This is a genomic window from Paenibacillus sp. FSL H7-0735, assembly GCF_038008505.1.
Classification (GTDB): Bacteria; Bacillota; Bacilli; order Paenibacillales; family Paenibacillaceae; genus Paenibacillus_AQ; species Paenibacillus_AQ odorifer.
On the sequence record NZ_JBBOZH010000001.1, the window covers coordinates 5,445,133 to 5,470,538 of the forward strand.

Annotated in this window: 24 protein-coding genes and 2 tRNA genes; 10 read left to right on the forward strand and 16 right to left on the reverse strand. The window is 45.2% G+C overall.

The features are described from left to right. Positions 1-47 precede the first annotated feature (47 nt). Both NSS82_RS24745 and NSS82_RS24750 read right to left on the reverse strand, forming a co-directional pair. Entirely contained in the window at positions 48-1,523 is a 1,476-nt protein-coding gene (locus NSS82_RS24745; RefSeq protein WP_038572819.1) for a glycosyl hydrolase, read from the reverse strand. Positions 1,524-1,697: 174 nt separating this feature from the next. Then, entirely contained in the window at positions 1,698-2,114 is a 417-nt protein-coding gene (locus NSS82_RS24750) for a cytidine deaminase (protein WP_038572821.1), read from the reverse strand. A gap of 106 nt (positions 2,115-2,220) precedes the next feature. On the opposite strand from NSS82_RS24750, the gene NSS82_RS24755 reads away from it, so the two are divergent. Beyond that, entirely contained in the window at positions 2,221-2,652 is a 432-nt protein-coding gene (locus tag NSS82_RS24755) for a NucA/NucB deoxyribonuclease domain-containing protein (RefSeq protein ID WP_036683407.1), read from the forward strand. Between the two features lie 81 nt (positions 2,653-2,733). Here NSS82_RS24755 and NSS82_RS24760 read toward each other — a convergent pair whose 3' ends face one another. After that, complete coding sequence (locus NSS82_RS24760) at positions 2,734-2,883, reverse strand: hypothetical protein (protein ID WP_155288175.1); 150 nt, start codon at positions 2,881-2,883, stop codon at positions 2,734-2,736. 149 nt (positions 2,884-3,032) lie between these two features. Between NSS82_RS24760 and NSS82_RS24765 the strand changes: the two genes are divergently transcribed. The 3 genes from NSS82_RS24765 to NSS82_RS24775 all read left to right on the forward strand — a co-directional run bounded on the left by NSS82_RS24765 (position 3,033) and on the right by NSS82_RS24775 (position 4,152). Beyond that, entirely contained in the window at positions 3,033-3,209 is a 177-nt protein-coding gene (locus NSS82_RS24765) for a YjfB family protein (protein ID WP_076098563.1), read from the forward strand. Positions 3,210-3,372: 163 nt separating this feature from the next. Then, positions 3,373-3,924, forward strand: coding sequence for an ImmA/IrrE family metallo-endopeptidase (locus NSS82_RS24770; RefSeq protein ID WP_038574762.1), 552 nt, complete (start codon positions 3,373-3,375; stop codon positions 3,922-3,924). 66 nt (positions 3,925-3,990) lie between these two features. Next, entirely contained in the window at positions 3,991-4,152 is a 162-nt protein-coding gene (locus tag NSS82_RS24775; protein WP_155288176.1) for a hypothetical protein, read from the forward strand. An 83-nt stretch (positions 4,153-4,235) separates the two neighbouring features. Here the strand turns inward: NSS82_RS24775 and NSS82_RS24780 are convergent, their stop codons facing one another. Then, positions 4,236-4,382: a hypothetical protein gene (locus tag NSS82_RS24780; protein WP_155288177.1), complete on the reverse strand. Its 147-nt coding sequence runs from the start codon at positions 4,380-4,382 to the stop codon at positions 4,236-4,238. Positions 4,383-4,491: 109 nt separating this feature from the next. Here NSS82_RS24780 and NSS82_RS24785 point away from each other — a divergent pair, with 109 nt between their 5' ends. The 6 genes from NSS82_RS24785 (at position 4,492) to NSS82_RS24810 (ending at position 10,066) form a co-directional block, all read left to right on the forward strand. Continuing rightward, positions 4,492-4,827 carry a hypothetical protein gene (locus NSS82_RS24785; protein ID WP_036683354.1) on the forward strand — a complete coding sequence of 112 codons (336 nt, stop codon included), beginning with the start codon at positions 4,492-4,494 and terminating at the stop codon, positions 4,825-4,827. 444 nt (positions 4,828-5,271) lie between these two features. Further along, on the forward strand, positions 5,272-5,766 hold the full coding sequence (locus NSS82_RS24790) for an RNA polymerase sigma factor (RefSeq protein ID WP_038572823.1): 495 nt from the start codon (positions 5,272-5,274) through the stop codon (positions 5,764-5,766). After that, positions 5,763-6,752, forward strand: coding sequence for a hypothetical protein (locus tag NSS82_RS24795; RefSeq protein ID WP_081386554.1), 990 nt, complete (start codon positions 5,763-5,765; stop codon positions 6,750-6,752). Before NSS82_RS24790 ends, NSS82_RS24795 begins: the two co-directional genes overlap by 4 nt. An 86-nt stretch (positions 6,753-6,838) precedes the next feature. Beyond that, positions 6,839-7,054, forward strand: a complete 216-nt coding sequence (locus NSS82_RS24800) for a hypothetical protein (RefSeq protein WP_178944177.1) — start codon at positions 6,839-6,841, stop codon at positions 7,052-7,054. Between the two features lie 555 nt (positions 7,055-7,609). Further along, positions 7,610-9,168 (forward strand): IS3 family transposase gene (locus NSS82_RS24805; RefSeq protein ID WP_094903917.1). Its coding sequence is split into 2 segments (ribosomal slippage): positions 7,610-8,243 and positions 8,243-9,168, totalling 1,560 coding nucleotides; the frame shifts between segments, so codons are not numbered across the junction. Positions 9,169-9,391: 223 nt separating this feature from the next. Continuing rightward, positions 9,392-10,066: a hypothetical protein gene (locus tag NSS82_RS24810; protein WP_036683363.1), complete on the forward strand. Its 675-nt coding sequence runs from the start codon at positions 9,392-9,394 to the stop codon at positions 10,064-10,066. Positions 10,067-10,354: 288 nt separating this feature from the next. Here NSS82_RS24810 and NSS82_RS24815 read toward each other — a convergent pair whose 3' ends face one another. The 12 genes from NSS82_RS24815 to NSS82_RS24870 all read right to left on the reverse strand — a co-directional run bounded on the left by NSS82_RS24815 (position 10,355) and on the right by NSS82_RS24870 (position 25,226). Then, complete coding sequence (locus NSS82_RS24815) at positions 10,355-10,858, reverse strand: hypothetical protein (RefSeq protein ID WP_038572831.1); 504 nt, start codon at positions 10,856-10,858, stop codon at positions 10,355-10,357. A 665-nt stretch (positions 10,859-11,523) separates the two neighbouring features. Beyond that, a tRNA-Ile gene (locus NSS82_RS24820) sits at positions 11,524-11,597 on the reverse strand. A gap of 44 nt (positions 11,598-11,641) precedes the next feature. Further along, positions 11,642-11,718 (reverse strand) — tRNA-Met (locus tag NSS82_RS24825). Between the two features lie 359 nt (positions 11,719-12,077). Further along, complete coding sequence (locus NSS82_RS24830; RefSeq protein ID WP_038572833.1) at positions 12,078-13,565, reverse strand: ABC transporter substrate-binding protein; 1,488 nt, start codon at positions 13,563-13,565, stop codon at positions 12,078-12,080. 544 nt (positions 13,566-14,109) lie between these two features. Next, positions 14,110-14,748 (reverse strand): orotate phosphoribosyltransferase, encoded by a 639-nt coding sequence (gene pyrE, locus NSS82_RS24835; protein WP_076273607.1) that lies wholly within the window; start codon positions 14,746-14,748, stop codon positions 14,110-14,112. Then, a complete protein-coding gene (gene pyrF / locus NSS82_RS24840) occupies positions 14,745-15,491 on the reverse strand; it encodes an orotidine-5'-phosphate decarboxylase (protein ID WP_036683371.1) in 747 nt (248 codons plus the stop codon). Before pyrF ends, pyrE begins: the two co-directional genes overlap by 4 nt. A gap of 111 nt (positions 15,492-15,602) precedes the next feature. Beyond that, positions 15,603-18,830 carry a carbamoyl-phosphate synthase large subunit gene (carB, locus tag NSS82_RS24845; protein WP_036683372.1) on the reverse strand — a complete coding sequence of 1,076 codons (3,228 nt, stop codon included), beginning with the start codon at positions 18,828-18,830 and terminating at the stop codon, positions 15,603-15,605. Position 18,831: 1 nt separating this feature from the next. Then, positions 18,832-20,013 (reverse strand): glutamine-hydrolyzing carbamoyl-phosphate synthase small subunit, encoded by a 1,182-nt coding sequence (carA, locus tag NSS82_RS24850; protein WP_051491286.1) that lies wholly within the window; start codon positions 20,011-20,013, stop codon positions 18,832-18,834. 115 nt (positions 20,014-20,128) lie between these two features. Continuing rightward, positions 20,129-21,412, reverse strand: coding sequence for a dihydroorotase (locus tag NSS82_RS24855; RefSeq protein WP_076273608.1), 1,284 nt, complete (start codon positions 21,410-21,412; stop codon positions 20,129-20,131). Between the two features lie 109 nt (positions 21,413-21,521). Then, positions 21,522-22,427, reverse strand: a complete 906-nt coding sequence (locus tag NSS82_RS24860) for an aspartate carbamoyltransferase catalytic subunit (protein WP_076103789.1) — start codon at positions 22,425-22,427, stop codon at positions 21,522-21,524. Between the two features lie 4 nt (positions 22,428-22,431). Next, a complete protein-coding gene (gene pyrR, locus NSS82_RS24865; protein WP_036683379.1) occupies positions 22,432-22,995 on the reverse strand; it encodes a bifunctional pyr operon transcriptional regulator/uracil phosphoribosyltransferase PyrR in 564 nt (187 codons plus the stop codon). A 977-nt stretch (positions 22,996-23,972) separates the two neighbouring features. Next, positions 23,973-25,226, reverse strand: a complete 1,254-nt coding sequence (locus tag NSS82_RS24870) for an LL-diaminopimelate aminotransferase (protein WP_076103788.1) — start codon at positions 25,224-25,226, stop codon at positions 23,973-23,975. Positions 25,227-25,406: the final 180 nt, after the last annotated feature.

Below are 25,406 nucleotides of genomic sequence, written 5' to 3' on the forward strand. Positions count from 1 at the left end.
AAAACCGGGGCTTTTTGCTTGCGCTTGTACACTTGAAGTACTCTTTTTTAAGGAAGATAAAATGCCCCCGCTGGGATAACCCCCTTGATCTGGCTAGGACTCTCCCACTGCAAAACAACCCGGGCGTCGCCCGCATTCTCATAATACTCCACCTTTATTTCATACGGCTTACCTGCTATCAGACTTATGCTTCCTTTTCGTTCCTGGCCGCTCTGATTTACCCAACTATCAATGACTAGCCCGCCATCAATCCATACCCGTATCCCATCATCAGAGTAGGAATAAATCGTATAAATCTCGCTAAAAGCAGCCGTCAGCTTCCCACTCCACCGCACAGAAAACGCATCTACACGAATGGCAGGATCAGGCGAACCTTGTCTCCATGAAAAGTTAATATTGGCATCCGTACGCAAAAGTGCAGGTGTGCCGCTAAGCGTCATGTTATTGTAGTATTGCCCACAGAGTCCACTCTCCAGCACACTATCCCCGATAGCAGCGAAAGCGGCGGCCTCAGCAGCATACTCCTCTCGTGTGAATACCATTTTGTCGTTCATAAAAGCTTTTATCACAGCATCGGTATTCTTCTCATAGAGGAGTTTCCCCCAGGTCAGCTGATAAGACCATTTGGGCTGCGTTTTGGACAACAGTTCAGCAGACGGAAGCTCTCCATTCTCACCAATCGCAATCAGCTTGCCACGACCCAGATCCCATAAATTATCATAATGGCTAATCTTGAAATCCGCGTCATAAATGTCGAGCGCCAGCACATCTACCTTATCACTGCCCGGATAGTATTCTGCCGGCTCATCACACCACTGATTTTTTGCATTTGGACTCCAAACCCACAATAAATTATGCAGCTTATGATAATTGGTAAAACGATCGAACATAAGGTTCCACAATGCAGCGTAATTGCTCTTTTGCCCCCACCAAAACCATCCACCATTCATTTCATGATACGGCCGCCAAAGTACAGGAATCCCTGCGTCATTAAGCTTTTTCAGCGACTGGGCTATCTTATCCAGATCAGCTAACAGCGCATTATACTGGGTGGTACCTGAGGTTATATATTTATCAAAATCAGCATTGCTTAGGCTCGTATTTACATTCCCCCAAGTTGGCGCTGTCCCCGGTAATGCAGCGTGATAACACATCGTTACGATCCCGCCGGCCCTAGACCAGCGTATCGCACTGTTGACGACCCAATTCCGCTGATTGTCAATTAGAGCCTGGGACTGATTATTGATTGCGCCCAGCTCGTAGCCATGAAGCGCAGCATATTGCCCACTGGTATTTTTAAGCTTCTCCATGAGCTCGTCTGCACTTTCCAAATAATCATGTTGGCCGCTTATCACACCCTTTCCCTGCAAGTAATAGAGGGTATTCAGCAATAGCTGAGCCGAGGACGACAGTCCCGAATCCGCCGGAGCCATTTGTAATCTGCGAAAAGCCATCTGCCACTGCACATCGCCCACGAACCTTGATGCTGAATCAACCATCTGACGAATAATCCGCTGCTCCATCTATTCTCACCATCCTTTTAAATCTTTTTAAGTTATAGTATGGGGACAATAGTGACATGAACTCAGCGAATGGACATGAAGTTGTAAAATAAGTTGGGACGATATAAGGAACTGCTGAATAATTTCACGGCTCAACAAAAAAAGGAGCTCAGCGGCTCCTCATTACTTTTTTTCTTATCTCGTGTACCTTAAAGGCAATAGCTCAGTGATTTCATATTTAGCTAATCGGTCATCCTCCGATACAATTATCTTGCAGTCTATTCCGTAATCCGCAATTAACTCTCGGCACATGCCGCAGGGAGAGACTACTTTAATCTCTTTTTCCTCGCTGTCTGGATCAGAATGCCTTACCGCAACAATCGTATCAAATTCCTTATAACCTTCGGATATCGCTTTGCCAATCACCATCGCTTCTGCACAGACTGTAATCCTCCCCATGCTGGCTTCCACATGTACCGCTGTAAAAATCTCTCCTGTTTTAGTACGAAGCGCTGCACCCACATGATGACGCCCCCATTCATAACGTCTGGTAATTATATCTTCGGCAGCCGTAATAAGCGTCTGATCCTCAATGGTAATTATGTACTCCATATCCAGTTACGTCCTCCTTTATTTTACCTAATTATATTAAATCGCACTGAATTATGATATAAGATATACTATTTTAAGTGCCAAAAAAGGAGGAGCAGAATTGAAAGTGAAAAAATGGATCTCCAGTCTCATCATTGTTGCATTACTTGCTTTGGCTAGTTACTGGTTTGAACAAAACGGAGAGCCTACAGACCCCTCGTCTCCATCCAATTCGAGTGTTGTTCAGCTAACCTTCCCATCAGACCGCTATCCTGAGACCGCCAAGCATATTCAGGATGCCATTGCGAAAGGTGAATCCGCCACATGTACGATTAACCGAGAGCAGGCTGAAGAGAACCGCAAAGAGTCCTTAAAAGGGATCCCTACTAAAAAGGGATATGACCGGGATGAATGGCCAATGGCTATGTGTGAGGAAGGCGGCGTTGGTGCCGACATTGAATACATAACGCCAAGCGATAACCGCGGGGCAGGAAGCTGGGTTGGCAATCAGCTGGAGGATTATGCAGACGGAACCCGGGTAGAATTTATGTTTAAATAACGATCTGTCTGACCATCCCCAGGCAACAGAATAGCCCCACCTGGCATTCGCCAGACGGGGCTACACTTCACATCAGCTAACTTAGAATAAGCAAGCTTTAGTGATGATAACCAGCAAGATGAAAAGTACCAGGATTGCTCCTGTAGAAGTCCAAGGACTACACACCGGACCTACTGATGCTGGACTTACTACCGGACCTACGTTACAACCACAACCATGTTCCATACCCATTTTCAATTCCTCCTAATGATTAATGACTACAGCACAAGATATGTAAAAAGGAGATAAGCCGTTTGGGCGAATTGGCAAACAAATGCCAATCACCTAATGAATTGAAGGCGGACAGTCGATAAACAGGATATACACAAAGGAGGTGCAATATGGATATAGCTGCATTATCAATGGCAATGAGCCAAGCATCCTTAGCTCAAAATGTTGGGATACAGGTCATGAATATTGCCAAGAATCAGGCTGAAACCCAGAGCCAAACTATGGTGGAAATGCTGGGCAAAAGCGTTGCTCCGAATTTGGGAAAAACACTTGATATTAGTGTGTAATTGCTTTATGCTAAGGATACATGAGAACGAACGTTCCTATGTATCCTTAGACTTTTTTTACTCTACATAGCCCTTCGGGCTTTTCTTTTGCGCATTTATACGAACATACGATCCCGTTAGTGATTTATTAGTGATTTTAAACGAGGTGAATAAGTTGGAGAACATGAAATCATATTATCAAATGACTGTGCTTGAGAAATGGACGGAGGATTTATACAAGCGATTAAATCTTCATCAGCCTTCGCAAATTTCAATATCGTATATTGCAGAGCGGCTTAATATCTGGGTTCATTATTTGGATGTGAGAAGCAAGAGCATTGAAGCGTCTGCAGGGATGTACAGCCTGTTTATCGACAACCGCCTTCCAGCCAATCTTCAACGGCTAGAGTTTCTTCATGAACTGTGTCATCTACTTCGCCATGGCAGCGATAATCAGACCTTGATGCCAGAGCATTTCACGCGGGCACAGGAGGACGAATCAGAGCGTTTTATCTTGTATGCGGCGATGCCTTACTCCATGATCTCCCGCATGACATTGCCTGAGCAACGGGAAGATGCCATCTCCTATCTTGCAGCAGAATTCCAAGTACCTGCCGAGCTGGCCTTACAGCGGATTGATCAGATCCAAAGACGTGTGTTCCAAGGGCAATTATTGGCCGTGATGGGAAGAAGCGAAGAACGACAGACACATATTCGCAACGGATCACGGAGATAATAAACTTAGTTGCAGTAGTTCTCTGCATATTCATTTATGGTGGAATTTCTCGTGAGGGGGAACGACATGGAAGCCATTAAAGTAATTGAATTATTACTGACTCATCCGGATTATAATGTAGATGCAGTACACCCCGAAATCCCGGATTTTGTGGGCATTGAGACGATTGAGGTGGATCACGAAACGGGGACCTTCTCCATTTTATTGCAAGAACCCAAAGAAGACTAAAAGAGAATCATTATTCTTCATAAGTTAAAAGGCAGCAAATATAGTATGTCCCGGCAATTCTTCGTTCGCCTACGCCTGGATTACTATCGGTATTTGCTGCCTTTTTGTATTACACAACCCCAAATTAAAAACCATAAGATTTTCATCCCCGGCAGCCTCGGACTTGCCTGGTTTTCCAGCACCTTAATTCGCTGCTCCAGCTCCAGTATTTTCTCTTCTTCCTGCGTCATATTCTTACCTCCTTTCTTATTTGTACATTTACAAGATATCTATGAATGACATAATAGTCTCTGTATATTATCTTATACTACATACAAATTATCTATATGGAGGGAATTAATGAAGAAAAATACAAAACTAATCTTCATCGTTCTAATCCTTTTAATCTGTGGAATAACATCCTTAGCCCTCCACTCCTTCCGAAATCATATGAACAGAGAAGTCATTCATTATCTAATAGAGACGAGAAATTATAAGAAGGAAGATTTTTATAAAGTATACACCCAGATTGCCAAAGCTCCCCTCGTAAGTACCACGGTGATTTTCGCAGACGAACCCTACGCAAGATACTTTTATCGAAAAGAAAATGGAAGGATCTATCAATACAGCAGGGCTCCTGTTAAAGGTAATGATCCTAGCTATACATATAAACATATCGAAGAGGATCTCCAGTGAAGGAGTCACTCTATTAAAAAGACGCGTTTGTCCAGCAGTCAGCACTTGGTGCTTGGGCAAATGCGTTTTTTTGATCTCCCCTGTTCTAAATAAGTAACCATCGTTTGCGTAGACAATATTGGCGTGGTGCTTAGCAGCTATCGGACACAGTTGATCTTATGCGTAGCATAACCCTCCATTTCGAAGTGTAACGGACCCCATCGCCTTTATTGGCATGAGAAACACCTTACAAGGCCCACTTTTTAAGGAATAGCGTCACTGGGGTCCGCGAACTTGCTCAAAAGTCTATTTATATGCAAATAACGACTTCTGAGTCCATAACCCTCTGGCGATAATTTATGAATAGGCATCATCTACTCTCAAACACAAAGAAATTTTCTCAGGAACAAAATGTGACCTAATGCCGTCCTAAATGGTGTTATAGGTAAAGGGGGGCACAGTATCATGCAGCGATCCATGACCCGGCCGGGAAATCATGTGATGAAGAGTTACGAAATCTACGCAGATATGCTGTTCCGGATCGCTTTGGTCCATCTAGGCAGCCGGCAAGATGCCGAAGAAGCCACTCAGGATACCTTCATCAAGCTAATAGAAAAAGCGCCAAAGTTCAAAGATGCCGAACATCAGAAGGCATGGCTGATCCGGGTAATCACCAATCATTGTAAAACACTACTGGGCAGAGGCTGGCGCAAGCGCGAGGTTAAGCTGGAGAGCGCTGAGCCAATTGCGGCAGACAGCCCCGAGGATTGGGCTCTGCTGCAGTTAGTTATGGCGATGCCCATGAAGTATAAAACCGTAATCCATCTTTATTATTACGAGGACTATCCCATCCAGGAGATCGGCAAGATTCTGCAGATTAGTCAGTCTGCCGTGAAAATGAGACTTCAGCGGGGACGGCAACGGTTAAAACTGGAGCTGGAAGGAGCGGAACCACAGTGAAGGAAGATCAGTTTCGAACATCATATAAGAAAGCGGTGGATTCGATGAAGCCAGGTGAAGGAATGAAAAAAGAATTGTTCGACAAAATGGAGCAGCGGCAGGAGCGGAAACGTCCGCGCAAGACGGTTTATATCGCGGCAAGTGTCGTGCTCGCCGCAGGAATCGGTCTGGCTGGGCCTAGTATATGGCAGCAGTTGAACAGTCAGAGCTCCCCGGGGCAGGTTGCCCAGGTAACTCCGGGTGTAAGCAATGCTGGCAATTCGGGCACAGCTACATCGGGCAGCATTGTCATTCCCAAGCTGAAACTGCCAGATAAGGAATCTGGCGTGAAGGCAGATATGATCGCCTTGGTCGTGTATAAAAATAATATTTACACACAGTCAGCGACTCGCATCGACGCTGCCGATGCTGCCGCTCTGCGCGGTGACAAGTTAGGACGCACTACAGGCGGCATCAACGAATGGAGCGGTAACGACGAATATATTGAGTTAGCCTCGAACATCGGCGAAACGGATCTCTATTCCGTGAAGGGCTATGACTCCAGCTTCCTGATTATGTCCTATTCGGAAATCAACGGCGAGGTATTCGCTGAACTGTATGAGCACACGAACGGCATCACCATAAACAGCGGCGCCGACCTATTCGGCAAGCTGAATCTTGAAGGCCGAGTTACTTCAGCTCAGTGGGAAAGCTTCAACAGCTGGAACAACGGCCTCCAGCAGCAGGCGCCAATCGCCAATGGCGAGGCGCTTGATGGCTTCCTGACAGCACTCCAAGCGGCTAAACCGCTGGCAGCAGAGCCGCTGATCGAGCAAGGCATCTACGACAGCGAAGACCGCAAGATCATCTATCTGCAGCTGGAAGACAACGCCCGAGTAGAGCTGACGCTGTTCGGTCAAGGACTTGTACGCTACGGTCAGGCACCGGTATTCTTCGAGGTCGAATCCGGGGCATTCCAGCAGCTGTGGGACAGCATGAAACTTTAGGGATGTTGGTGGATACCCAGGGCCTGTGGTTGGGACTGCGGTTGGGATTGGGACTGTGATCGGGACTGCGAAATGCGACTAGGAGTGTGATTGGGATTGGGATTGGGATTGGGATTGCGATCGGGACTGCGACTAGGGCTGTGGTTGGGATCGCGATTGCGATCGGGGCTGCAACTGCGGTTGGGACTGCGGTTGAGATCGCGATTGCGATTGAGATTGCGATTGGGCCAGCGGTCGGAAGCAATTGGGTACATCGTTTCGGTCGCCTTGCTCTCCATTGGAGGAATTTAGCTGACTGCTAACAAAAACGGCGCTGCTTCCAAACCATTTCATGGTTTGGAGCAGTGCCGTTTTGTGCTTTACTGTATGGTTTATGAGCTCGCATACTAGATATGCTGGTTGCAGAGGTGAAACTACTGATTGTTCCTTTATAGGCTACTTCTCATTGTAATTTCTGCAACTACATCTGCGAGGAGCATGGCACTAACGAGCTAACGAACTAACCTCCTTCACCTCGAGCTATCGGACCTAGATGCCGCTATTTGCTGATTTTCAGCCTTTGGAGCATGGTTTCGGACTCCATGGACGCTAATGCCTAGAAAGAGACTCAAATGCGGTACTTTTTATGCCAATAGCGACTATGGGGTCCGTTAGAATTGCAAATGTGGAGAAAAACCTCTTTAAGGGTCAGCTGGGTCCGATGGGAGCCTCATACCAAAAATGCTCCCTAATCAAACGAAGTTTGGTGTTTAGTATAAGTAAGTTTGCAGCAAGAAAGAGTGCCCCAACATGATATGCTCCCCATATAGTAGACAGGTGAAATAATAAAAACCTGTCGCTGTATGGGGAGCATTTTTATGGAACAAAAGAAGTATACAGCACTGGAAAAGTTAACGATTCTCCAAGAAATTGAACGGGGCGACATTGGTTTGAAAGCTGCGGCCCGGAAGTATGGAATATCCAAAAACTCTATAGTGAAGTGGCGGCAACGTTATCAATTGTATGGATACGAAGGGCTGGAAGTCCGAAGCTACAATCGTACGTATTCTGCAGAACTTAAACTCTATGCCGTTAAGGATTATCTCGAGGGAGGATTGTCGCAAAACCAAATCATCTGCAAGTATAAGATTGCAAGTGCAACCCAACTCGCCAACTGGATTAGGAAGTATAATGGTCATAGCAACAGCTTAACAGCTCATTCAGGAGGAACTAAAGCTATGACCAAAGGACGCGTAACCACTTGGCAGGAACGGATAAATATCGTGCTGTACTGCCTTTCGAACGGAGAAGACTATGCGAAGGCGGCAAGCCATTTTCACGTGTCTTACCAACAAGTATATAGCTGGGTAAAGAAGTACGAAGCAGGTGGTGAAGAGGCATTACGAGACGGTAGAGGACGCACCAAAGCGCCTGAAGAACTTACGGAAGCAGATCGCCACAAACTCGCGATGCAAAAGCTGGAATACGAGAATGCACGCCTGCGTGCGGAGAATGCTTTTCTAAAAAAGTTAGAGGAACTCGAAAAGAGGAGGCGTTAAGAACCATTCGCCAGGTGAATATCTACCTGGCCATTCAGGCTGTTCAGCAGGAACAGTCTTGCTCCATTCGGCTTTTGTGTGACATCGCAGGGATTTCACGGTCAAGTTATTACAAATGGTTGAATCGCAAACCCAGTTTTCGAGAGGCTGACAACGAGAAACTGACAGAGGCCATGCTCCTCTTGTATGAGAAGGTGGAACGAACCTTTGGGTATCGCCAATTGACCCTGCATTTGCGCAGACAAATGGATAAATCTATTAACGCAAAGCGAGTGTACCGGCTGATGAGATGCCAAGGTATCCAGTCAGTCATCCGCAGAAAGAGAAAGAAGTATGTAGGCTCCACGCCTCAGCAGGTTGCAGAGAATGTGCTGAACCGTAATTTTGAGGCTGAAGCTCCAAACCAAAAATGGGTAACGGATGTAACGGAATTCAAATACGGCAACGGCAAGAAGGCGTATTTAAGTGCAATAAAAGATCTGTATGACAAGTCCATTGTTGCTTACGTTCTGGGTCATTCCAATAATAATTCGCTAGTTTTTAACACACTGGAATTAGCTTTGCAGGCAGCACCGGAGAGCCGAACCTTACTCCATAGCGACCGTGGTTTCCAGTATACCTCTCTGCATTTTAAGAAGATGCTGGACGATGCAGAACTGAAGCAAAGCATGTCCCGAGTAGGCTGCTGCATTGACAATTCGCCGATGGAATCCTTCTGGGGAACATTGAAATGTGAGAAGTACTACTTACATACCTACCAGACCTTTGAAGAACTCCAAACAGATATTGATACCTACATTCACTTTTATAATAACGAACGGTTACAGGCAAAACTAAACGGCCTCAGTCCCATTGAATTTAGGACTAAGGCCGCTTAAACTACTTTTATTTTTTGTGCTGTCTACTTGACGGGGTGCAGTTCAACAGCTATTTTATCGGATACTGGATAACTCTTTCTTTTTTTCTGTCCATAACAAATCTTTCATACTCCAGAGTCCTTATGTTACTAATCCTCAGTCAAATACAATTCAAATTTCCTCACTATTAAACTATTTCACATGGTAAAATAAACCTGATTTAAATAAAAGGAGAGTACATAATATGGGATTTTTCAAAGGAGTATTACAGGGTCTTCTTACAATAATAGAAGATAGAGAATATCAGAAACTTTCGGAATCAAATACTATAAAAATCGATAATAAATTAACTTATACTCCAACAGTAAACAGACAATTCGCCATCATTGAAATTAAAGGTAATAATTATCTGCATAAAGATAGCATATTGAGCATGAAATTGAGTTCAGGATTTTTATCCATTGGAAACGTTATGATAAGTCGTTCATTAGTGTCAGGAAATCTTGATATGCTTAATTTATCGCAAGATGACTTTAACAATGGCGTTAACCTATATGGAATGATTTCCGATGAACGACAGAATGTAACAGAGATAGTATGTTGCTTGAAAAATGATATTTCCTTAATTCAAGGGTACGTTCAAGAAGCACTCGCTATTAAAAAGAATGAAGCTGAAAGAAAATTCATAATTCAACAAAATGAACAACTTAGGAAAGAAGAGGAAGAAAAACGAAAAAAATCACAAAAAGAATACTTCCAAACGCATATCAAAGAAAAACAAATTATGAAATATGGAATACGTCACACTAAATGCTGGAGATGTCATGCTCCTTTAGGCACTGAGACACACCCTATTCATTATTCTTGTGGTTGGCTCCAGTGTGACTGCGGTGCATGTAAATGCAATTATCACAGATAGTAAAAGAGTATTTTCGTTTTCATCGGTTACTTCTCCTTAGTGGGTACTTGTAAACTCAACCGCGGTGACCGGGGGCTAGAGTTATTGCTGGATTAATTCTTTAGGAAGCAATTCGCCCCAAAGGCAAATCAAAAGTACGCAGTATTTAGAGCATGCTTCTACATTGTGCGTTCAGTCATTCGCGAGCATCTCCTGTTGAGCATTATAGTCCGACTACTACGACATAAAAAAGGAACGCCCACCATGGACGCTCCTTTTTTTCTTATTCGTCTACAAAATTCTAGCTAGTTACGCATTTACACTTTCCGATTTTCGATCCTGTCTTGCGTGTAATGTTTTCATTGCAAATCTTGCTATCGGCTGCGCAACCAACAGTTCAATCCAAAATGCTATACCAAAGTTTCTTGGCCAGATGTGAAGGAAATTTTTAAGTGGATCCAGGCTTATTTGTTTCGTCCCAACCCATGTGCCGATAATTGATAGTAAAATAGATAACACCGTGACATTCAATAAAGTATTCAACAGAATCCTTGCATTAAATCCATCTGTTTGTCCCATGAATTTCGGCATCACTTTCCCGACAATCGGTCCTGCAACTAATCTTACAGATAAAACTACGATCATCCACATAAACGGAATAACCTTTAGTGTATCTATATACACTTCCTTACTGAAGCCACGTTCCAACCCCACAATAATAGGGGCAATAGTGTTTACTGAAATGATTGAAATAATGAGTAAAAATAGTATACCTTCTTTTCCGTTTCTGGGCAGTCTTTTGTCTCCATGCATGTTTGTCATCTCCGTGAATAATATTTCAGATGGCAGACGTATCATGAGACATATATTTTTGGCCCAACAAAAAAGACCAATATCTCTACACACTGATTTAATAATTATAACATTTATTTAAAATGAATGTCAGACCTTCTACTAAAATTTATTAAATCCCCCTTAGCAAGAGCGGCAGTGGCAGAGAAGTAAACTGCCGTACTCTACAAACGACATTAGAAATATCCTAAATTGGTACTCTGATCTCCAGTGGTACTTTGCAAGGTTTTTCAGAATATTATTGATGGTCTTAAGGAACGCTATACGCAAATCGGGGCTAAAAAAAGAATACGAGGACTCATACAAGGAAATTGACTTAGTATGTTGCTACTCTGGTCGGAGCTATATAAAGCTAAAGGTAGCTGCTGAACGACTGGGTATGACTCCAGCGATGTTCAACGAATAATACTCACACCTACTCCCAATCATGCAGGAAGAGGCCGTTGATAAAATTGAAGCAGAACTGAATAAATACGCTGAAAAACAGCTCGAAACTGCAGAAAAATAATTCCCGTTAGCAAATCCGTTAGCAAACTCAAAATTCTGTTCTTTATCCATTCTACTTTCTTATATTGCTAAGCTTATAGACAGCAAAAAACCCTTACAAAGTAAGGGTTTTTGATAAGTGGGCCCTGAGGGACTCGAACCCCCGACCAATCGGTTATGAGCCGACCGCTCTAACCAACTGAGCTAAGGGCCCGGATCTAAAAATATCCGAATGTACAATTGCTGTTGTAATAAAATTGGTTGCGGGGGCAGGATTTGAACCTGCGACCTTCGGGTTATGAGCCCGACGAGCTACCGGGCTGCTCCACCCCGCGTCAGAAATAATATTCAAACAGCGACAATAAATAATATACAGTACAAAATGGGTCTACGTCAAGGATGAATTTGTAAAAGTTCTCAAGGCAAAAATCTAACCCCATATCTTCCTTTGCGGGATCGATAAATTTCCACAAAACTTGGGTCATGGTAGCCATAAATCCAGCCATCTTGCTCCAACCTTTTTGCTAAACAACCTGCTTGAAATCTCGTTCTGAACAGTTTCGCGAAGTATATCCAATTCATGATGCCCTCTTCTCCTTTTTGCAAATTAATCTCACGCTGCTCTGAACTTATCATGCCCAAGTTCCACAAAATAAGCCACCGGAAATCCGGTGGCCGCTACATATTCCAAAACTTAATCCCCTATAGAGTCGAAATAATATGTGGGATCTTTTTCGAGCGTACCCAGCATGGTATTCCCTTGCTTCTCCCAAGCTTTGAGGGCACTCTCCACCGTTCTTTTGCCCTGATAAACTTCTGTGAATAGTTGGCGCCCAACATCGTTAATACGGCTAATTCCAGGCTTCTGTGTTTGTAGGACGTTCATCAAAGGATCATTGGCTGGTAATGGTTTGAGCGTATAGAAGGATTCCAGATTTACTGAAGGTACCTTCGTGGTAATGTAATCCTTACGGGAAGTTAGTTCCCCGCGGGTATGAGCTTTAATTTTGGCTACCTCATTACTGTTGACGAACTTGATCAAATCCCAAGCATCTTCCTTATTAGCAGCCATAGTGTTGATAGCCATCATATTACCTACCCAAGTACCTACAGCCACTCCTGGTTTCTCCTTAAAAGTAGGTACGGTAACGAAACCCCAATCGACGGGACTGTAATTTTTAATTTTTGCTGCATTGCGGCTCACACCTGCAAGCTCATTAAGATAATCGTATTCTCCAATTACCATTGCAGCTTTTCCGGTAAGGAATAGATCCCCTTGGACAGGACTATAGGTGCTCCGTTCTGTTTCTATAAAATCCATACCGTTTAACCCAGGTGTAATTTGCTTTTTCACCAATTGGCTGTAGGTCGTCCAAGCTTGACTCCACTGTGTTTGGTTTACCTCCATCTTATGTCCCTTGTTGTCATACATAGCAAGCTCAAGCGGTGAGACATAGGTCTGCATATCCCAGAAAGGATCGCTCATATAACGGTTCATCGAAAATCCATATATACGCTTATCTTTATTTGTCGATTTCTTGGTCACCTTTTCGGCCAGCGCGAACACTTCATCCCAAGTCATTCCGTCCGTCGGATAACCTACACCAGCAGCATCAAAAATACCTTTGTTAAAATATAACGCACTCGACATAAAGGTCGGTGCTAACGCGTAAAGACTTCCTCCACCCAGCTCACGTACTCCATTTAACATTGTAGGTGCCATATTGCTTAAATCATATTGATCTCGTGCGATAAGCGGCTCCAGCGATTGCACCAGATTATGCTTCACCAAACTCTTCACCAATGTACTATCACCGACGATTACATCAACTGGCTGTGCACCGCCCATAATTGTTCGGATATTCTCCAGATTATCTGGGTTAACCTCTGGATAGGTGCTGTCAAAACGAAGCTCATTCATATTGATGGCTGGAATAATCTCAAGTTTGATTTCAGGATGCTGCAATTCATACATATCTGTAAACTGCTGACGAAAAGAAGAATCGTCTTCTCCAGACCAGAGGCTGCCAATACGTAACACGCGCTGTTCTGTAGATGGCTTAGAAGCCTCTGCCCAGGCTGTATGCCTGCTTTCAGAAATTAAAGGCAATAGGAGTGCTGCACATATTCCAAAGCTTAACCAGCGCCGCCATAGCCTTCTATTATTATTTATATGATTCATTCTTGAACCCTCCCATAAAATACTCAATCCATCCACCTTATGAATAATTACCCATAATTCTAGTAACAGTATATAGCTTTATTCTGGAGGGGAAGTTACAGGCTGTTTAAAGTTATGCTACGATTTCTTCATATTATTTCTATAAAAAACATTCCGGGAGTTTTCTGAGGATCCTGATATGCCTTTCTACGGTAAGATAATTGCACTTTGTGCAACTATTACAGCTGTGTGTGTTGCGCTTCTCCTTTTAATTGCACTATGTGCAGTTAAAAAACGTTATTAGGAGCTTTCGGCGGATTTCTGGCGGATATAATTGCACAAAGTGCAACTATATCGCCAGATCCTCTAAGGAAGGTTAGTTTAAGTGCACGAACTGCAACTATTCTGCGTTTGAGACGACAGCGCAATGGAATCACCGGGGCAAAGTATAGTATTCCAGAGTGTCAGAGCACCTTTTCCTTTTAATTGCACTCGGTGCAGTTAAAAAGAAAAGCCTCCCACCAAAATGTGAGAGGCCCGTCCAATCTATACTTAAATATTTAGTTTAAACGCCAAATGCGGAAGGATCTTTTCTCCAAGATTTCAGCAGTTCCACATCTGTAGCTGCGATCTCGCCTTGTGTAAGAGCCACATCAATCAATGTGCTGTAGTTGGACAAGCTTTGTAATGGCATTTCAGCGGCAGCAAAAGCATCGACCGCACGATCCAGCTCGTAGCTGAAGATTGCCAATACAGCCAACGCTTCTGCGCCTGCTTCTTGCACAGCTTGAGCTGCTTTGATGGAGCTTCCACCAGTGGAGATCAAGTCCTCGATAACAACTACCTTTTGCCCCGGCTTAATTAGGCCTTCGATCTGATTCTGCTTGCCGTGACCTTTAGCTTTATCGCGGATATAAGCCATTGGCAGATTGAGTTTATCAGCTACCCAAGCTGCGTGAGGAATGCCTGCGGTTGCTGTACCTGCGATCACCTCTGCATCTGAATACTGGCTTTTAATAAGCTCAGCGAAGGCATCAGCAATATAGTTACGTACCTCTGGGTAAGCCATAGTCAGACGGTTATCGCAATAGATCGGGGATTTAATACCAGAGGTCCAGGTAAAAGGCTCCTGCGGTCGCAGTGCCACCGCTCCTATCGTAAGCAGATAACTTGCTACTTGTTCACTTCTATTTAATGTACTCATGCTAGGGTCATCTCCTCAATAATATTTAGTGCTGCTTGACGTGGATCAGCTGCAGTTGTAACAGGACGTCCCACCACCAGGAAGTGGCTGCCTTGCTGAATGGCTTTGCCCGGCGTCATCACCCGGGACTGGTCACCTAAGGATGCACCTGCTGGGCGGATACCAGGTGTAACTGTGCAGAATGCGGGTCCACAAGCCTCTGCGATCGCTGAGGACTCTTGTGGTGAAGCCACTACCCCATCCAGACCTGCAGCGGCTGCCAGCTTAGCGTATCTGACTACAGTATCTGCTACGTCTCCTGCGATTCCAATTTCGTTATTCATCACTTCTTGGCTCGTGCTGGTTAGCTGTGTAACTGCGATAATCAAAGGCATTTTAAGCGTAGCATTCCCATTAACTACTGAAGCAGCGCCTTCACGGGCTGCAGCCATCATTGCCGAGCCTCCAGCGGCATGTACGTTAAACATATCTACACCGAGGTTCGTAAGGCTTTCTGCCCCGCCTTTTACCGTGTTAGGAATATCATGCATTTTGACATCTGCAAATACAGAATACCCCCGAGATTTCAGTTCATTAATGAATTCCGGTCCTGCTGCATAGAAGAGCTGCATTCCCACTTTCATATAACAAGGAATCCCTTCCAGCTTGTCAATCAAGGTTCTTGCCCCAGCAACATCAGGGTAATCCAAGGCGATCATCAAGCGATTCGCCATTTCATTCCACTTTGCATCTCCCTGTCCCATAACCGTTCTCCCATCCAGTGCAGACTTAAATCCACACTCTTCATTTATTAGCCCCTAGGCATAGCGGAACGGTCTGCGTAAACGCAAACCGCCCTATGCATCTTTATGAGATTAGTTTAATTGTCCGACAAAAGCAGGCATGGACTGTGACGAGAAGTTGATCGTCTGCAGCATTCTGAGCAGTGCCGTTACTGTATCGAGTGATGTCATACATACGACGCCATTCTCAACCGCTTCACGACGGATACGGAATCCATCACGCTCTGGTGTTTTCCCTTTAGTCAGTGTATTAAAGACGAAGTTGGCTTGCCCACCACGAATCAAGTCGAGAATGTTCGGTGCACCTTCATCCAGCTTGTTCACGTTCATTACGTTGAGACCTGCTTCTTCAAGCGCTTGAGCGGTGCCTCCGGTAGCAATGATCTTGTAACCCAGCGAGTGGAAGCCTTTCATAAGCTCCACAGCTTCTGCTTTATCTTTATCTGCCACTGTAACGATGATAGCGCCAGTTGCTGGAATTTTCATTCCTGCTCCGATTAGACCTTTATACAAAGCTTTTGCATACAATTTATCGCGGCCCATAACCTCACCCGTCGATTTCATTTCAGGTCCGAGCGTTGGTTCTACTCTACGCAGCTTGGCAAAAGAGAACACCGGCACTTTAACCGATACATAATCACTTTCCGGCCATAGACCTTCTGTATAACCGTCATCTTTCAGCTTGCCGCCGAGAATGATTTTGGTTGCCAGATGCGCCATTGGAATTCCAGTTACTTTACTCAAGAATGGAACCGTACGCGATGAACGTGGATTTACTTCAATGACGTACACTTCATTCTGATAGATGACGAACTGGATGTTGACCAGACCAATCGTTTTCAGTTCCTTAGCAATCTTGATTGTGATCTCTGCAATTTTTGCTTTCAGACCTTCATCCAGATATTGCGGAGGATATACAGCGATGGAGTCACCGGAGTGAACGCCTGCACGCTCAACATGCTCCATAATCCCTGGAATAACTACCGTCTCACCGTCACAAATTGCGTCTACCTCAACCTCTTTACCAAGCATGTAACGGTCAATCAATACCGGATGCTCCGGATTCACCTTAACCGCTTCTACCATGTAGCTAAGCAATTCCGCATCATTATATACAATTTCCATTGCGCGTCCACCAAGTACATAGGAAGGACGTACCAGCACCGGATATCCAAGCGATTGTGCAGTTTCTACTGCTTGATCTACGTTGATAACCGTCTTACCTTTTGGTTGGGCAATATCCAGACGAGCCAGCAAAGCTTCGAATTTCTTCCGGTCTTCAGCTTCGTCAATACTGTCTAGGCTAGTTCCGAGAATCTTAACGCCAGCCGCACTTAATGGTGCAGCAAGGTTAATGGCTGTTTGGCCTCCGAATTGTACGATAACTCCAATCGGATTCTCTTGCGCAATTACGTTCATTACATCTTCAAAGAATAAGGGTTCAAAATACAACCGGTCCGAAGTATTAAAGTCCGTAGATACAGTCTCAGGGTTATTATTGATAATAACCGCTTCATAACCTGCCTTCTGAATCGCCCACACTGCATGCACAGTGGAGTAATCGAACTCAATCCCTTGACCGATCCGGATTGGACCCGATCCAAGTACGATAACCTTTTGTTTATCGGAATGAATGACTTCATTTTCAGTCTCATAAGTAGAGTAGTAGTAAGGTGTAGAAGCTTCGAACTCAGCCGCACAGGTATCTACCATTTTGAATACAGGCGTTAATCCTCGCTCTAAACGAAGCGCGCGTACATCAGCTTCTTTGATGAATTTAACGTTCGCTTGTCCTTCTGCACGAATCTCAGCAATCGCACGGTCTGTAAAACCTCTGCGTTTAGCTTGATACAGGGTTTCTGCTGATAAGCTTTCATCCCCACGGATAACCTCTTCAAAGTTGATCAATCCCTCGATCTTGGACAGGAACCACCAGTCCACGTTAGTGATATCTTGAATCTCTTGCAAGCCAAATCCGCGGCGGAAGGCTTCCGCGATCAAGAACAACCGCTCATCATCAGGTTTTGCCAGACGTTCACGCAGGACGCTTTCTTCCAAATCTTCAGCGCCCGGCAGGCGGAAACGGTGTACACCGATTTCCAGGGAACGAATTGCTTTATGAATGGACTCTTCGAAGGTACGACCGATGGCCATAACTTCTCCAGTTGCTTTCATTTGTGTGCCCAGCTTACGGTTCGCATGAATGAACTTGTCGAACGGCCAGCGTGGGATTTTGCTTACGATATAGTCAAGTGTAGGCTCGAAGCAAGCATAGGTCTGTCCAGTAACTGGATTGACGATTTCATCAAGTGTGTAACCAAGCGCGATTTTGGCAGCCATTTTGGCAATCGGATAACCGGTTGCTTTCGAAGCCAAAGCCGAAGAGCGGCTGACACGTGGATTTACTTCGATTACATAATATTGATAGCTTTGCGGATCCAGTGCGAACTGCACGTTGCAGCCACCCTCGATATTCAGCGCACGAATGATTTTGAGTGAAGCGCTGCGCAGCATTTGATATTCACGATCGGATAACGTTTGGCTAGGTGCCACAACGATACTGTCACCTGTATGCACACCTACCGGGTCGAAGTTCTCCATGTTGCAGACAACGATACAGTTGTCGTTCGCATCACGCATAACCTCGTATTCAACTTCCTTCATGCCGGCAATACTTTTCTCCACCAAACATTGTCCGATCGGGCTATAACGAATACCTGCTTTGACAGTCTCAAGCAGCTCTTCTTCGTTGTCGCAGATCCCGCCGCCGGTGCCGCCAAGCGTATAAGCCGGGCGTACAATTAGAGGGAAACCAATTTCCTCAGCGAATTTCATCGCTTCATCTACTGTGGTAATAATAGTGCTCTCTGGTACAGGCTGTTCCAGTTCGCGCATCAGATCACGGAACAAATCGCGATCCTCTGCTTTTTCGATGGACTCAAGCTGGGTACCTAGAAGCTTAACATTCTCTTGCTCTAGTACTCCTGCACGAGCCAATTCTACAGCCATATTAAGACCTGTCTGTCCTCCCAAAGTTGGCAACAAGCCATCTGGGCGCTCCTGACGGATGATGCCAGTTACGAATTCAAGGGTAATCGGCTCGATATAAACTTTATCAGCCATATTGGTGTCAGTCATGATAGTCGCTGGGTTACTGTTGATCAGCACAACTTCGACGCCTTCTTCTTTCAGGGCCTGACAGGCCTGCGTTCCGGCATAGTCAAATTCTGCGGCTTGCCCGATAACAATCGGTCCAGAACCGATTACTAATATTTTTTTAAGCTTTTCATTCTTAGGCATGTTATAGAGCTCCTTTCACGGCTTCAAGCTGTTTTACTGTAGGTTTTGGCGCCGTGATTCTGGCGTTTGCCGCAAGCTGCGCCTGGCGCGAGCTTACAGGTGTGTTAGCTTTATGATCAGCGATCATCTGTAAGAAACGATCGAATAAGTAGCTGCTGTCATGAGGTCCCGGTGCTGCTTCTGGATGGTACTGTACTGAAAACGCAGGATAACGGGTATGTTTAAGTCCTTCAACGGTCTTATCATTATTATTAATGTGAGTAACCTCTAGATCCGTGCTCTTCACAGAGTCTTCATTCACTGTGTAGCCATGGTTCTGAGAAGTAATGAAGCAACGTCCGCTCTCCAATTCTTTAACCGGATGGTTACCGCCACGGTGTCCGAATTTCAGCTTCTCTGTATCCGCGCCACAAGCCAGTGCAAACAGCTGGTGACCTAAGCAGATACCGAAGATTGGGTATTCACCAAGCAATTCTGAGATCGTCTTCACTGCGTGTGGAACGTCTTTCGGGTCCCCAGGGCCGTTGGACAGCTGGATACCATCTGGATTGAGGCGACGAATCTCATCAGCAGTTACGTCATGAGGTACAACTACAACATCACAACCGCGATTGTTCAACTCGCGTAAGATACCAGCCTTCGCTCCGTAATCTACCAGCACGATGCGTTCTTTAGTTCCTGGGCTATTGTACATGCTTGGAGTAGATGTGCGTGCTACCTGATTGCGCAGTTCTTCAATTGAAGTGTCGCCCATCATTTCCATCAATTCCTCTACCCGTTTGTTAGAGGTAGTCAGGATCGCCTTCATTGTTCCGTAGTGGCGAATAATCCGCGTCAACATCCGGGTATCAATCTCGCTGATTCCAGGAATATCGTATTCTTTCAGCAGGTCGTCCACACTGTATTCTGCGCGCCAGTTACTTGGAACTTCTTCATGACGACGCACTACAAAACCGTGTACGAAAGGTCGAACAGATTCGAAATCATCCCGCGTAATCCCGTAGTTCCCGATCAATGGGTACGTCATGGTAACGATTTGTCCGCAATATGAAGGGTCAGACAGCACCTCTTGATATCCTGTAATTCCTGTGTTAAAAACAACCTCGCCTGTCTTTTCACCTTCAGCGCCAAATGCGGTACCTGTAAATAAAGTTCCGTCTTGAAGCAGCAATCTCGCCTGCATTCCCTTCCACTCCTTCATGTTCTGTAGTCTAATACGTATGCCTTGCATGCCTTCCGGAGTGTACGCGCTCAAATTGCTGATCCGCAAAGATCAGCAATTTCGCCTCACCAGTCCGCTAGTTTTTCTCAGTCCATACGGCTTTGCCGTCCACCCAAGTTTTTACTGGCCAACCCTTAAGCTTCCAGCCGCCAAAAGGTGTGTTGCGTCCTTTGCTTGCGAAGGAACCTGGGTCTACTTCTTTTTCCTGCTCCAGATCGATGAGTGTCAAATCTGCAGGAGCTCCGATCTCCATAACCCCGGTGTTCAATCTGAATACCCGTGCAGGATCGGCAGTCATTCTTTGTACTAGTAAGGATAAATCCCATTTTCCGGTTTCTACAAACGCCGTGTATAAGAGGGGGAAAGCTGTCTCGAATCCAACGATACCAAAAGGTGCCAGCTGCATTCCTTTCGCTTTCTCTTCCTCACTATGTGGCGCATGATCTGTAACAATCATATCTAGTGTGCCATCAAGCAACCCTTCGATACACGCCTCAACATCGCGGCGGGAGCGCAGCGGCGGGTTCATTTTCCAATTGGCGTCAAGGCCTGGAATATCGTCTTCAGCAAGAAGCAAGTGATGCGGACATACCTCAGCAGTTACTTTAATGCCGATCTCTTTTGCTTGGCGAATCAGCCGCACCGACTGTTCAGTACTGACATGGCATACATGGTAATGAACGCCTGTCGCTTCTGCCAGCAAAATATCGCGTCCAACATGGATCGCTTCTGACTCATTCGGAATTCCTTTGAGGCCATGCCTCTTAGCGAACTCACCTTCAGCTACACAGCAGCCCTCAACCAGCGAGTTATCTTCGCAGTGAGCAATGACTGGCATATCGAGCGATGCTGCGATGTTCATTGCATCTTTCATCATTTGAGCACTTTGTACGCCCACACCGTCGTCTGTATAACCAATAGCTCCAGCTTCTTTGAGCGCCGCAAAATCCGTCAACTCACGTCCGAGCTCATTTTTCGTAATGGCTGCATAAGGAAGCACTTTAACTAGTCCTGCTTCACGCGCCTTGTCTTTCACAAATTGCACGATCTCCGGGCTATCTGTCACCGGACGAGTATTTGGCATACATGCAATGGTTGTAAATCCGCCTTTAGCAGCTGAGCGACTTCCGGTTTCCACTGTTTCCTTGTGTTCAAATCCCGGTTCACGCAAGTGCACATGCATATCAATGAGTCCCGGAATGAGCAGCTTACCTTCAGCATCAATGATCTCCGTGGCTTCTCCGATAGCTTCATTTCCGTCGATTATAGCCGAGATCACACCATCCTGTAGTTCGATGTGTTTGCGCTCAAGCAAGCCTTCCTTATTCAATACGCTGGCGTTTCTAATAATCACTGTCATGATTCTACCTTTACCCTCAGATCACAGCTGCGGGCCCTCTCGTTATTATATAATAAAAATTCATCTTTGTGTATATTTATTAGTCTCTATACGTTAGCATTCTGTAAGCTTATAGTAAAGCTCTTTCGAGAACCGCCATCCGAACCGGTACGCCATTAGACATTTGCGGGAAAATCCGCGATTGACTGCACTCTACTACTGCATCATCAATCTCTAGATTCCGGTTAACCGGAGCTGGATGCATAATGATTGTGTCTTTGGCCAGCTTAGCTGCCCGCTCTTCTGTTAGACCATAGTGGCTACGGTAATCTTCAGCAGACAGCTTAATGCCGGAAGTATGGCGCTCAAGCTGTACTCGAAGCATCATTACTACATCCGCTTTAAGAGCTTCTTCCATAGTTACGTAAGGCGCATACTCCATAAGCTCAGGAGCCTTCATATTATCCGGTGCGCAGAACTGCACCTTGGCTCCCATTTTCGTAAGCCCCCAGAGATTAGAACGCGCTACGCGGCTATGCATAATGTCCCCAATGATGGAGACTGTCAGGCCTTTTAGTTCCACAAAGGTTTTGGTCATGGTGTATAAATCAAGCAGCGCCTGCGTAGGATGTTCATTGTTGCCGTCGCCCGCATTGATAAGCGGTATGGACACCTTCTCAGCTAACTGCTGCAGCACACCTGCAGGCTTCAAACGCACAACTCCGGCATCGATCCCCATCGATTCCAGTGTGCGCACTGTATCGTAGATCGACTCCCCTTTTTCTACACTAGAAGCTGCAGCCGTAAAATTAAGTACTTGCGCACCTAGTCGTTTCTCTGCCATCTCGAAAGAGAAGCGTGTGCGTGTGCTGTTCTCAAAAAACATGTTAGAAATAAAATGGGAGTTCAAGATGGGCGTCAGCTTTTCACTTTGATTGTCCCAAAATGCTGTTCTGTCAAGCAGTTGGATAATTTCCGACCGGTCAAGCTCTTTGATTCCCAGCAGACTACGTTCCTTTACCTTGGTAAGTGTCATGTTGTTATCGTTCCTCCCGGTTTGAAATAATGTAGACCTCATCTTTGCCGTCGTATTCCTTCAGCGCCACTTCAATCTGCTCGTGCTTTGAGGTAGGTACATTCTTACCGATGTAGTCCGGCCGGATCGGCAGCTCGCGGTGTCCGCGGTCAGCCAGTACTGCCAGTTGAATCATTCGTGGGCGTCCGCAATCCATCAAAGCGTCCATCGCCGCGCGGATGGTTCGTCCGGTGTAAAGTACATCATCGAACAAAATGACTTTCTGATCATGGATGCCAGCACTTCCTGAAGTAATAACGACGTTACTCTTCACTACTGCTTCACTGCCTTCCACTTCACGATCATCCCGGTAATGTGTGATATCCAGCTCACCGTATGGAATCTCGACGCCTTCAATCTCCTTGATGCGCTCAGCGATACGCTGTGCCAGATACACACCTCGTGTCCGAATGCCGACCAGCAGACAATTTTCGATACCTTTGTTCTTCTCCAAAATCTCATGAGCAATACGCGATAAGGCCCGGCGGATCGCCGTTTCATCCATAATGACATTTTTCTCAGTAACCATAATCTTGTCACCCTCCAGCTTGTTCGCCTATTCAAGTTCCCGGAAATCAAAAAACTCCTTGCCTATAACAGGCAAGGAGTGAAATCCGCAGATGAGGAAGATGACGGCCGCGCGCATAAAAAGACAGTTCCGTATTTACACACGGATACCTTTCTAAGAGTCGCGAACCTCGATTCACGTTACCTTGCCAGCCTCACAGGACTGAATTAAAGGCGCTATTCATTTAACAAGAATTATGACAGAACAACCCCCTCATGTCAACTTTCTCTGCCTAAACTTTTGCACTTCTCTTCCTTACTTCTATTAACAACAAGGGGAAAGCGGTACTCAGTATATCTGCATAAAAAACGAGGCTGAACCCAAATAGCCGTTTCATGGCTTTTGGGACAACCTCGTTTATGTTCTTAACACTACTTGATGTCCAAATGGTTCAAGAGGCGCACCTAGTAATGCTGAAAATGATGCAATTGGTGAGGTTCTTATATAGTAATTAGGGAATTTCTCCCTGAAAGTCAGTGATTTCTGTTCATCAGACTTGTAATTAGGGAAAACTTCCCTAATTGTTGGCCGATTCAGTGATTAATATAGAAAACCCCTGATTATTAGGGAGTTTTTCCCTGATTTCGTAAATTCAGAGCGAATATCGGCTAATTTCAGGGAGTTTTTCCCTAATTAGTTTATAACCCACTCTTTACTTCACACAAACACAGAACGCATATAGCTCACCACACAAGTCCGCCACACAAGTCCACTGCACAAATTCCACCGTCACAGCTACCACAAATCATCTACTGCAAGCTGTACGAAAATCACACACAGCATTGATCCACCACCCACCCCAATAGTACAGAACACGACACGTGGCATATAGTCATAAGGCACAGCAACATCCACATTTCCTATTCAATAAAAAAGAAGCTGCCCCCAAGTAGAATTCACTACTTTTCGGACAGCCTCATTAATTTCAATAACAATGCTTAAAACTCAAATTCCACATCGCTAAGACGTCTTTGAATTTCAGAGATGACACGTCTCTCTTCCTCTTCACCTTTAGCAATAAAGGTAACGGAGAAACGAACAAATGGACCTGCATCATCCCAAGGCACAGTGGAGATCAGCTTCTCACGAATCAGGAATTGGGAGAAATCCTCACCGGATTCAAAGCGACGGCCGCCTTTGATTCCCTTAGGTGCAGCGACATACAGGAAGAAGGAACCTTTTGGCTTCTCAGCCTTAAAGCCAAGGCTGTTCAGTGCATCAACCAGCAGGTTGTGACGACGGGAGTATTTATCCGCAATCGCTTCAGTAATCTCCGGATGAGCAAGACCATAAGCCGCTGCTTTTTGAATCGCGATAAATTGGCCGGAATCGTTATTATCCTTCACATCGCTGAAAGCTTTAACCACTAGCGGATTACCAGCCACAAAACCAATTCTCCAACCCGTCATATTGTAAGACTTAGAAAGAGAATGCAGCTCTACACCCACATCCTTTGCACCTGGAACGGAGAGGAAGCTAAGTGGCTTCAAACCGTCATAGGTCAAGGCAGCATAAGGTGCGTCATGGATAACCACTACATCGTATTTTTTCGCCCATGCAACGACCTCAGCAAAAAACTCAGGAGTGGCACTAGCGCCCGTTGGATTGTTTGGATAGTTTAGATAAAGAAGCTTAGCTTTACGAGCAATGTCTTCCGGAATTTCGTTCAAATCTGGAAGGAATTTGTTCTCCTTCTTCAGCTCCACTGTAAATACTTGTCCACCCAAATATTTAGTATGTGTACCCAAGACTGGATAACCCGGCACGGTCATAATCGTGATATCACCTGGATTGATAAAACAAGATGGCAACATAGCCAGCGCAGGCTTCGATCCGATGGAGTGAACTACTTCCGTGTCTGGATCAATACCTTTCACCCGGAAAACTTCCCGCAAATATTCAGCAGCAGCAGTCTTGAATTCGGCAATTCCGTTGTCCGCATATCCGCGGTTTTCTTCCTTCGCTGCTTCTTCAGCAAGCTTAGCTACGATACCCGCATCCGCCATCTCATCCGGCTCGCCTACGCCCATATCAATTAGTTCAATGTTAGGAAAATCCTGTTTTGCGGATGCTTTAGCACGTTTGATTTTCTCGAATTTATAAATCGAAGTGTCTTTGCCATAATTGGCACCGCCGATGCGGTCTGCAAAATTAGTCTGAATGAAGCTATCTTGGTATTGTTCAATACTCATACTGTCATCTCATCTCCTGAATATCTATTCTACTTTTAAAAGAAACGGCTTCGCCGTCCCTTGGATGGCGTATGTTTCCGGATATCCGTTTCATTATAAAAATAAGGATAAAGAATAAGGCATTACCCTTTCTTTATCCTTATGTTTTTAAATATGCCGTAAAGTAGTGTTCAATACCAT

Excerpts from the sequence above, each read along its gene's own strand:
- NSS82_RS24745 (WP_038572819.1), bottom strand. The coding sequence starts at position 1,523 with ATGGAGCAGCGGATTATTCGTCAGATGGTTGATTCAGCATCAAGGTTC.
- NSS82_RS24750 (WP_038572821.1), bottom strand. The coding sequence starts at position 2,114 with ATGGAGTACATAATTACCATTGAGGATCAGACGCTTATTACGGCTGCC.
- NSS82_RS24760 (WP_155288175.1), bottom strand. The coding sequence starts at position 2,883 with ATGGGTATGGAACATGGTTGTGGTTGTAACGTAGGTCCGGTAGTAAGT.
- NSS82_RS24765 (WP_076098563.1), top strand. The coding sequence starts at position 3,033 with ATGGATATAGCTGCATTATCAATGGCAATGAGCCAAGCATCCTTAGCT.
- NSS82_RS24770 (WP_038574762.1), top strand. The coding sequence starts at position 3,373 with ATGAAATCATATTATCAAATGACTGTGCTTGAGAAATGGACGGAGGAT.
- NSS82_RS24775 (WP_155288176.1), top strand. The coding sequence starts at position 3,991 with ATGGAAGCCATTAAAGTAATTGAATTATTACTGACTCATCCGGATTAT.
- NSS82_RS24780 (WP_155288177.1), bottom strand. The coding sequence starts at position 4,382 with ATGACGCAGGAAGAAGAGAAAATACTGGAGCTGGAGCAGCGAATTAAG.
- NSS82_RS24785 (WP_036683354.1), top strand. The coding sequence starts at position 4,492 with ATGAAGAAAAATACAAAACTAATCTTCATCGTTCTAATCCTTTTAATC.
- NSS82_RS24790 (WP_038572823.1), top strand. The coding sequence starts at position 5,272 with ATGCAGCGATCCATGACCCGGCCGGGAAATCATGTGATGAAGAGTTAC.
- NSS82_RS24810 (WP_036683363.1), top strand. The coding sequence starts at position 9,392 with ATGGGATTTTTCAAAGGAGTATTACAGGGTCTTCTTACAATAATAGAA.
- NSS82_RS24815 (WP_038572831.1), bottom strand. The coding sequence starts at position 10,858 with ATGCATGGAGACAAAAGACTGCCCAGAAACGGAAAAGAAGGTATACTA.
- NSS82_RS24830 (WP_038572833.1), bottom strand. The coding sequence starts at position 13,565 with ATGAATCATATAAATAATAATAGAAGGCTATGGCGGCGCTGGTTAAGC.
- pyrE (WP_076273607.1), bottom strand. The coding sequence starts at position 14,748 with ATGAGTACATTAAATAGAAGTGAACAAGTAGCAAGTTATCTGCTTACG.
- pyrF (WP_036683371.1), bottom strand. The coding sequence starts at position 15,491 with ATGGGACAGGGAGATGCAAAGTGGAATGAAATGGCGAATCGCTTGATG.
- carB (WP_036683372.1), bottom strand. The coding sequence starts at position 18,830 with ATGCCTAAGAATGAAAAGCTTAAAAAAATATTAGTAATCGGTTCTGGA.
- carA (WP_051491286.1), bottom strand. The coding sequence starts at position 20,013 with ATGCAGGCGAGATTGCTGCTTCAAGACGGAACTTTATTTACAGGTACC.
- NSS82_RS24855 (WP_076273608.1), bottom strand. The coding sequence starts at position 21,412 with ATGACAGTGATTATTAGAAACGCCAGCGTATTGAATAAGGAAGGCTTG.
- NSS82_RS24860 (WP_076103789.1), bottom strand. The coding sequence starts at position 22,427 with ATGACACTTACCAAGGTAAAGGAACGTAGTCTGCTGGGAATCAAAGAG.
- pyrR (WP_036683379.1), bottom strand. The coding sequence starts at position 22,995 with ATGGTTACTGAGAAAAATGTCATTATGGATGAAACGGCGATCCGCCGG.
- NSS82_RS24870 (WP_076103788.1), bottom strand. The coding sequence starts at position 25,226 with ATGAGTATTGAACAATACCAAGATAGCTTCATTCAGACTAATTTTGCA.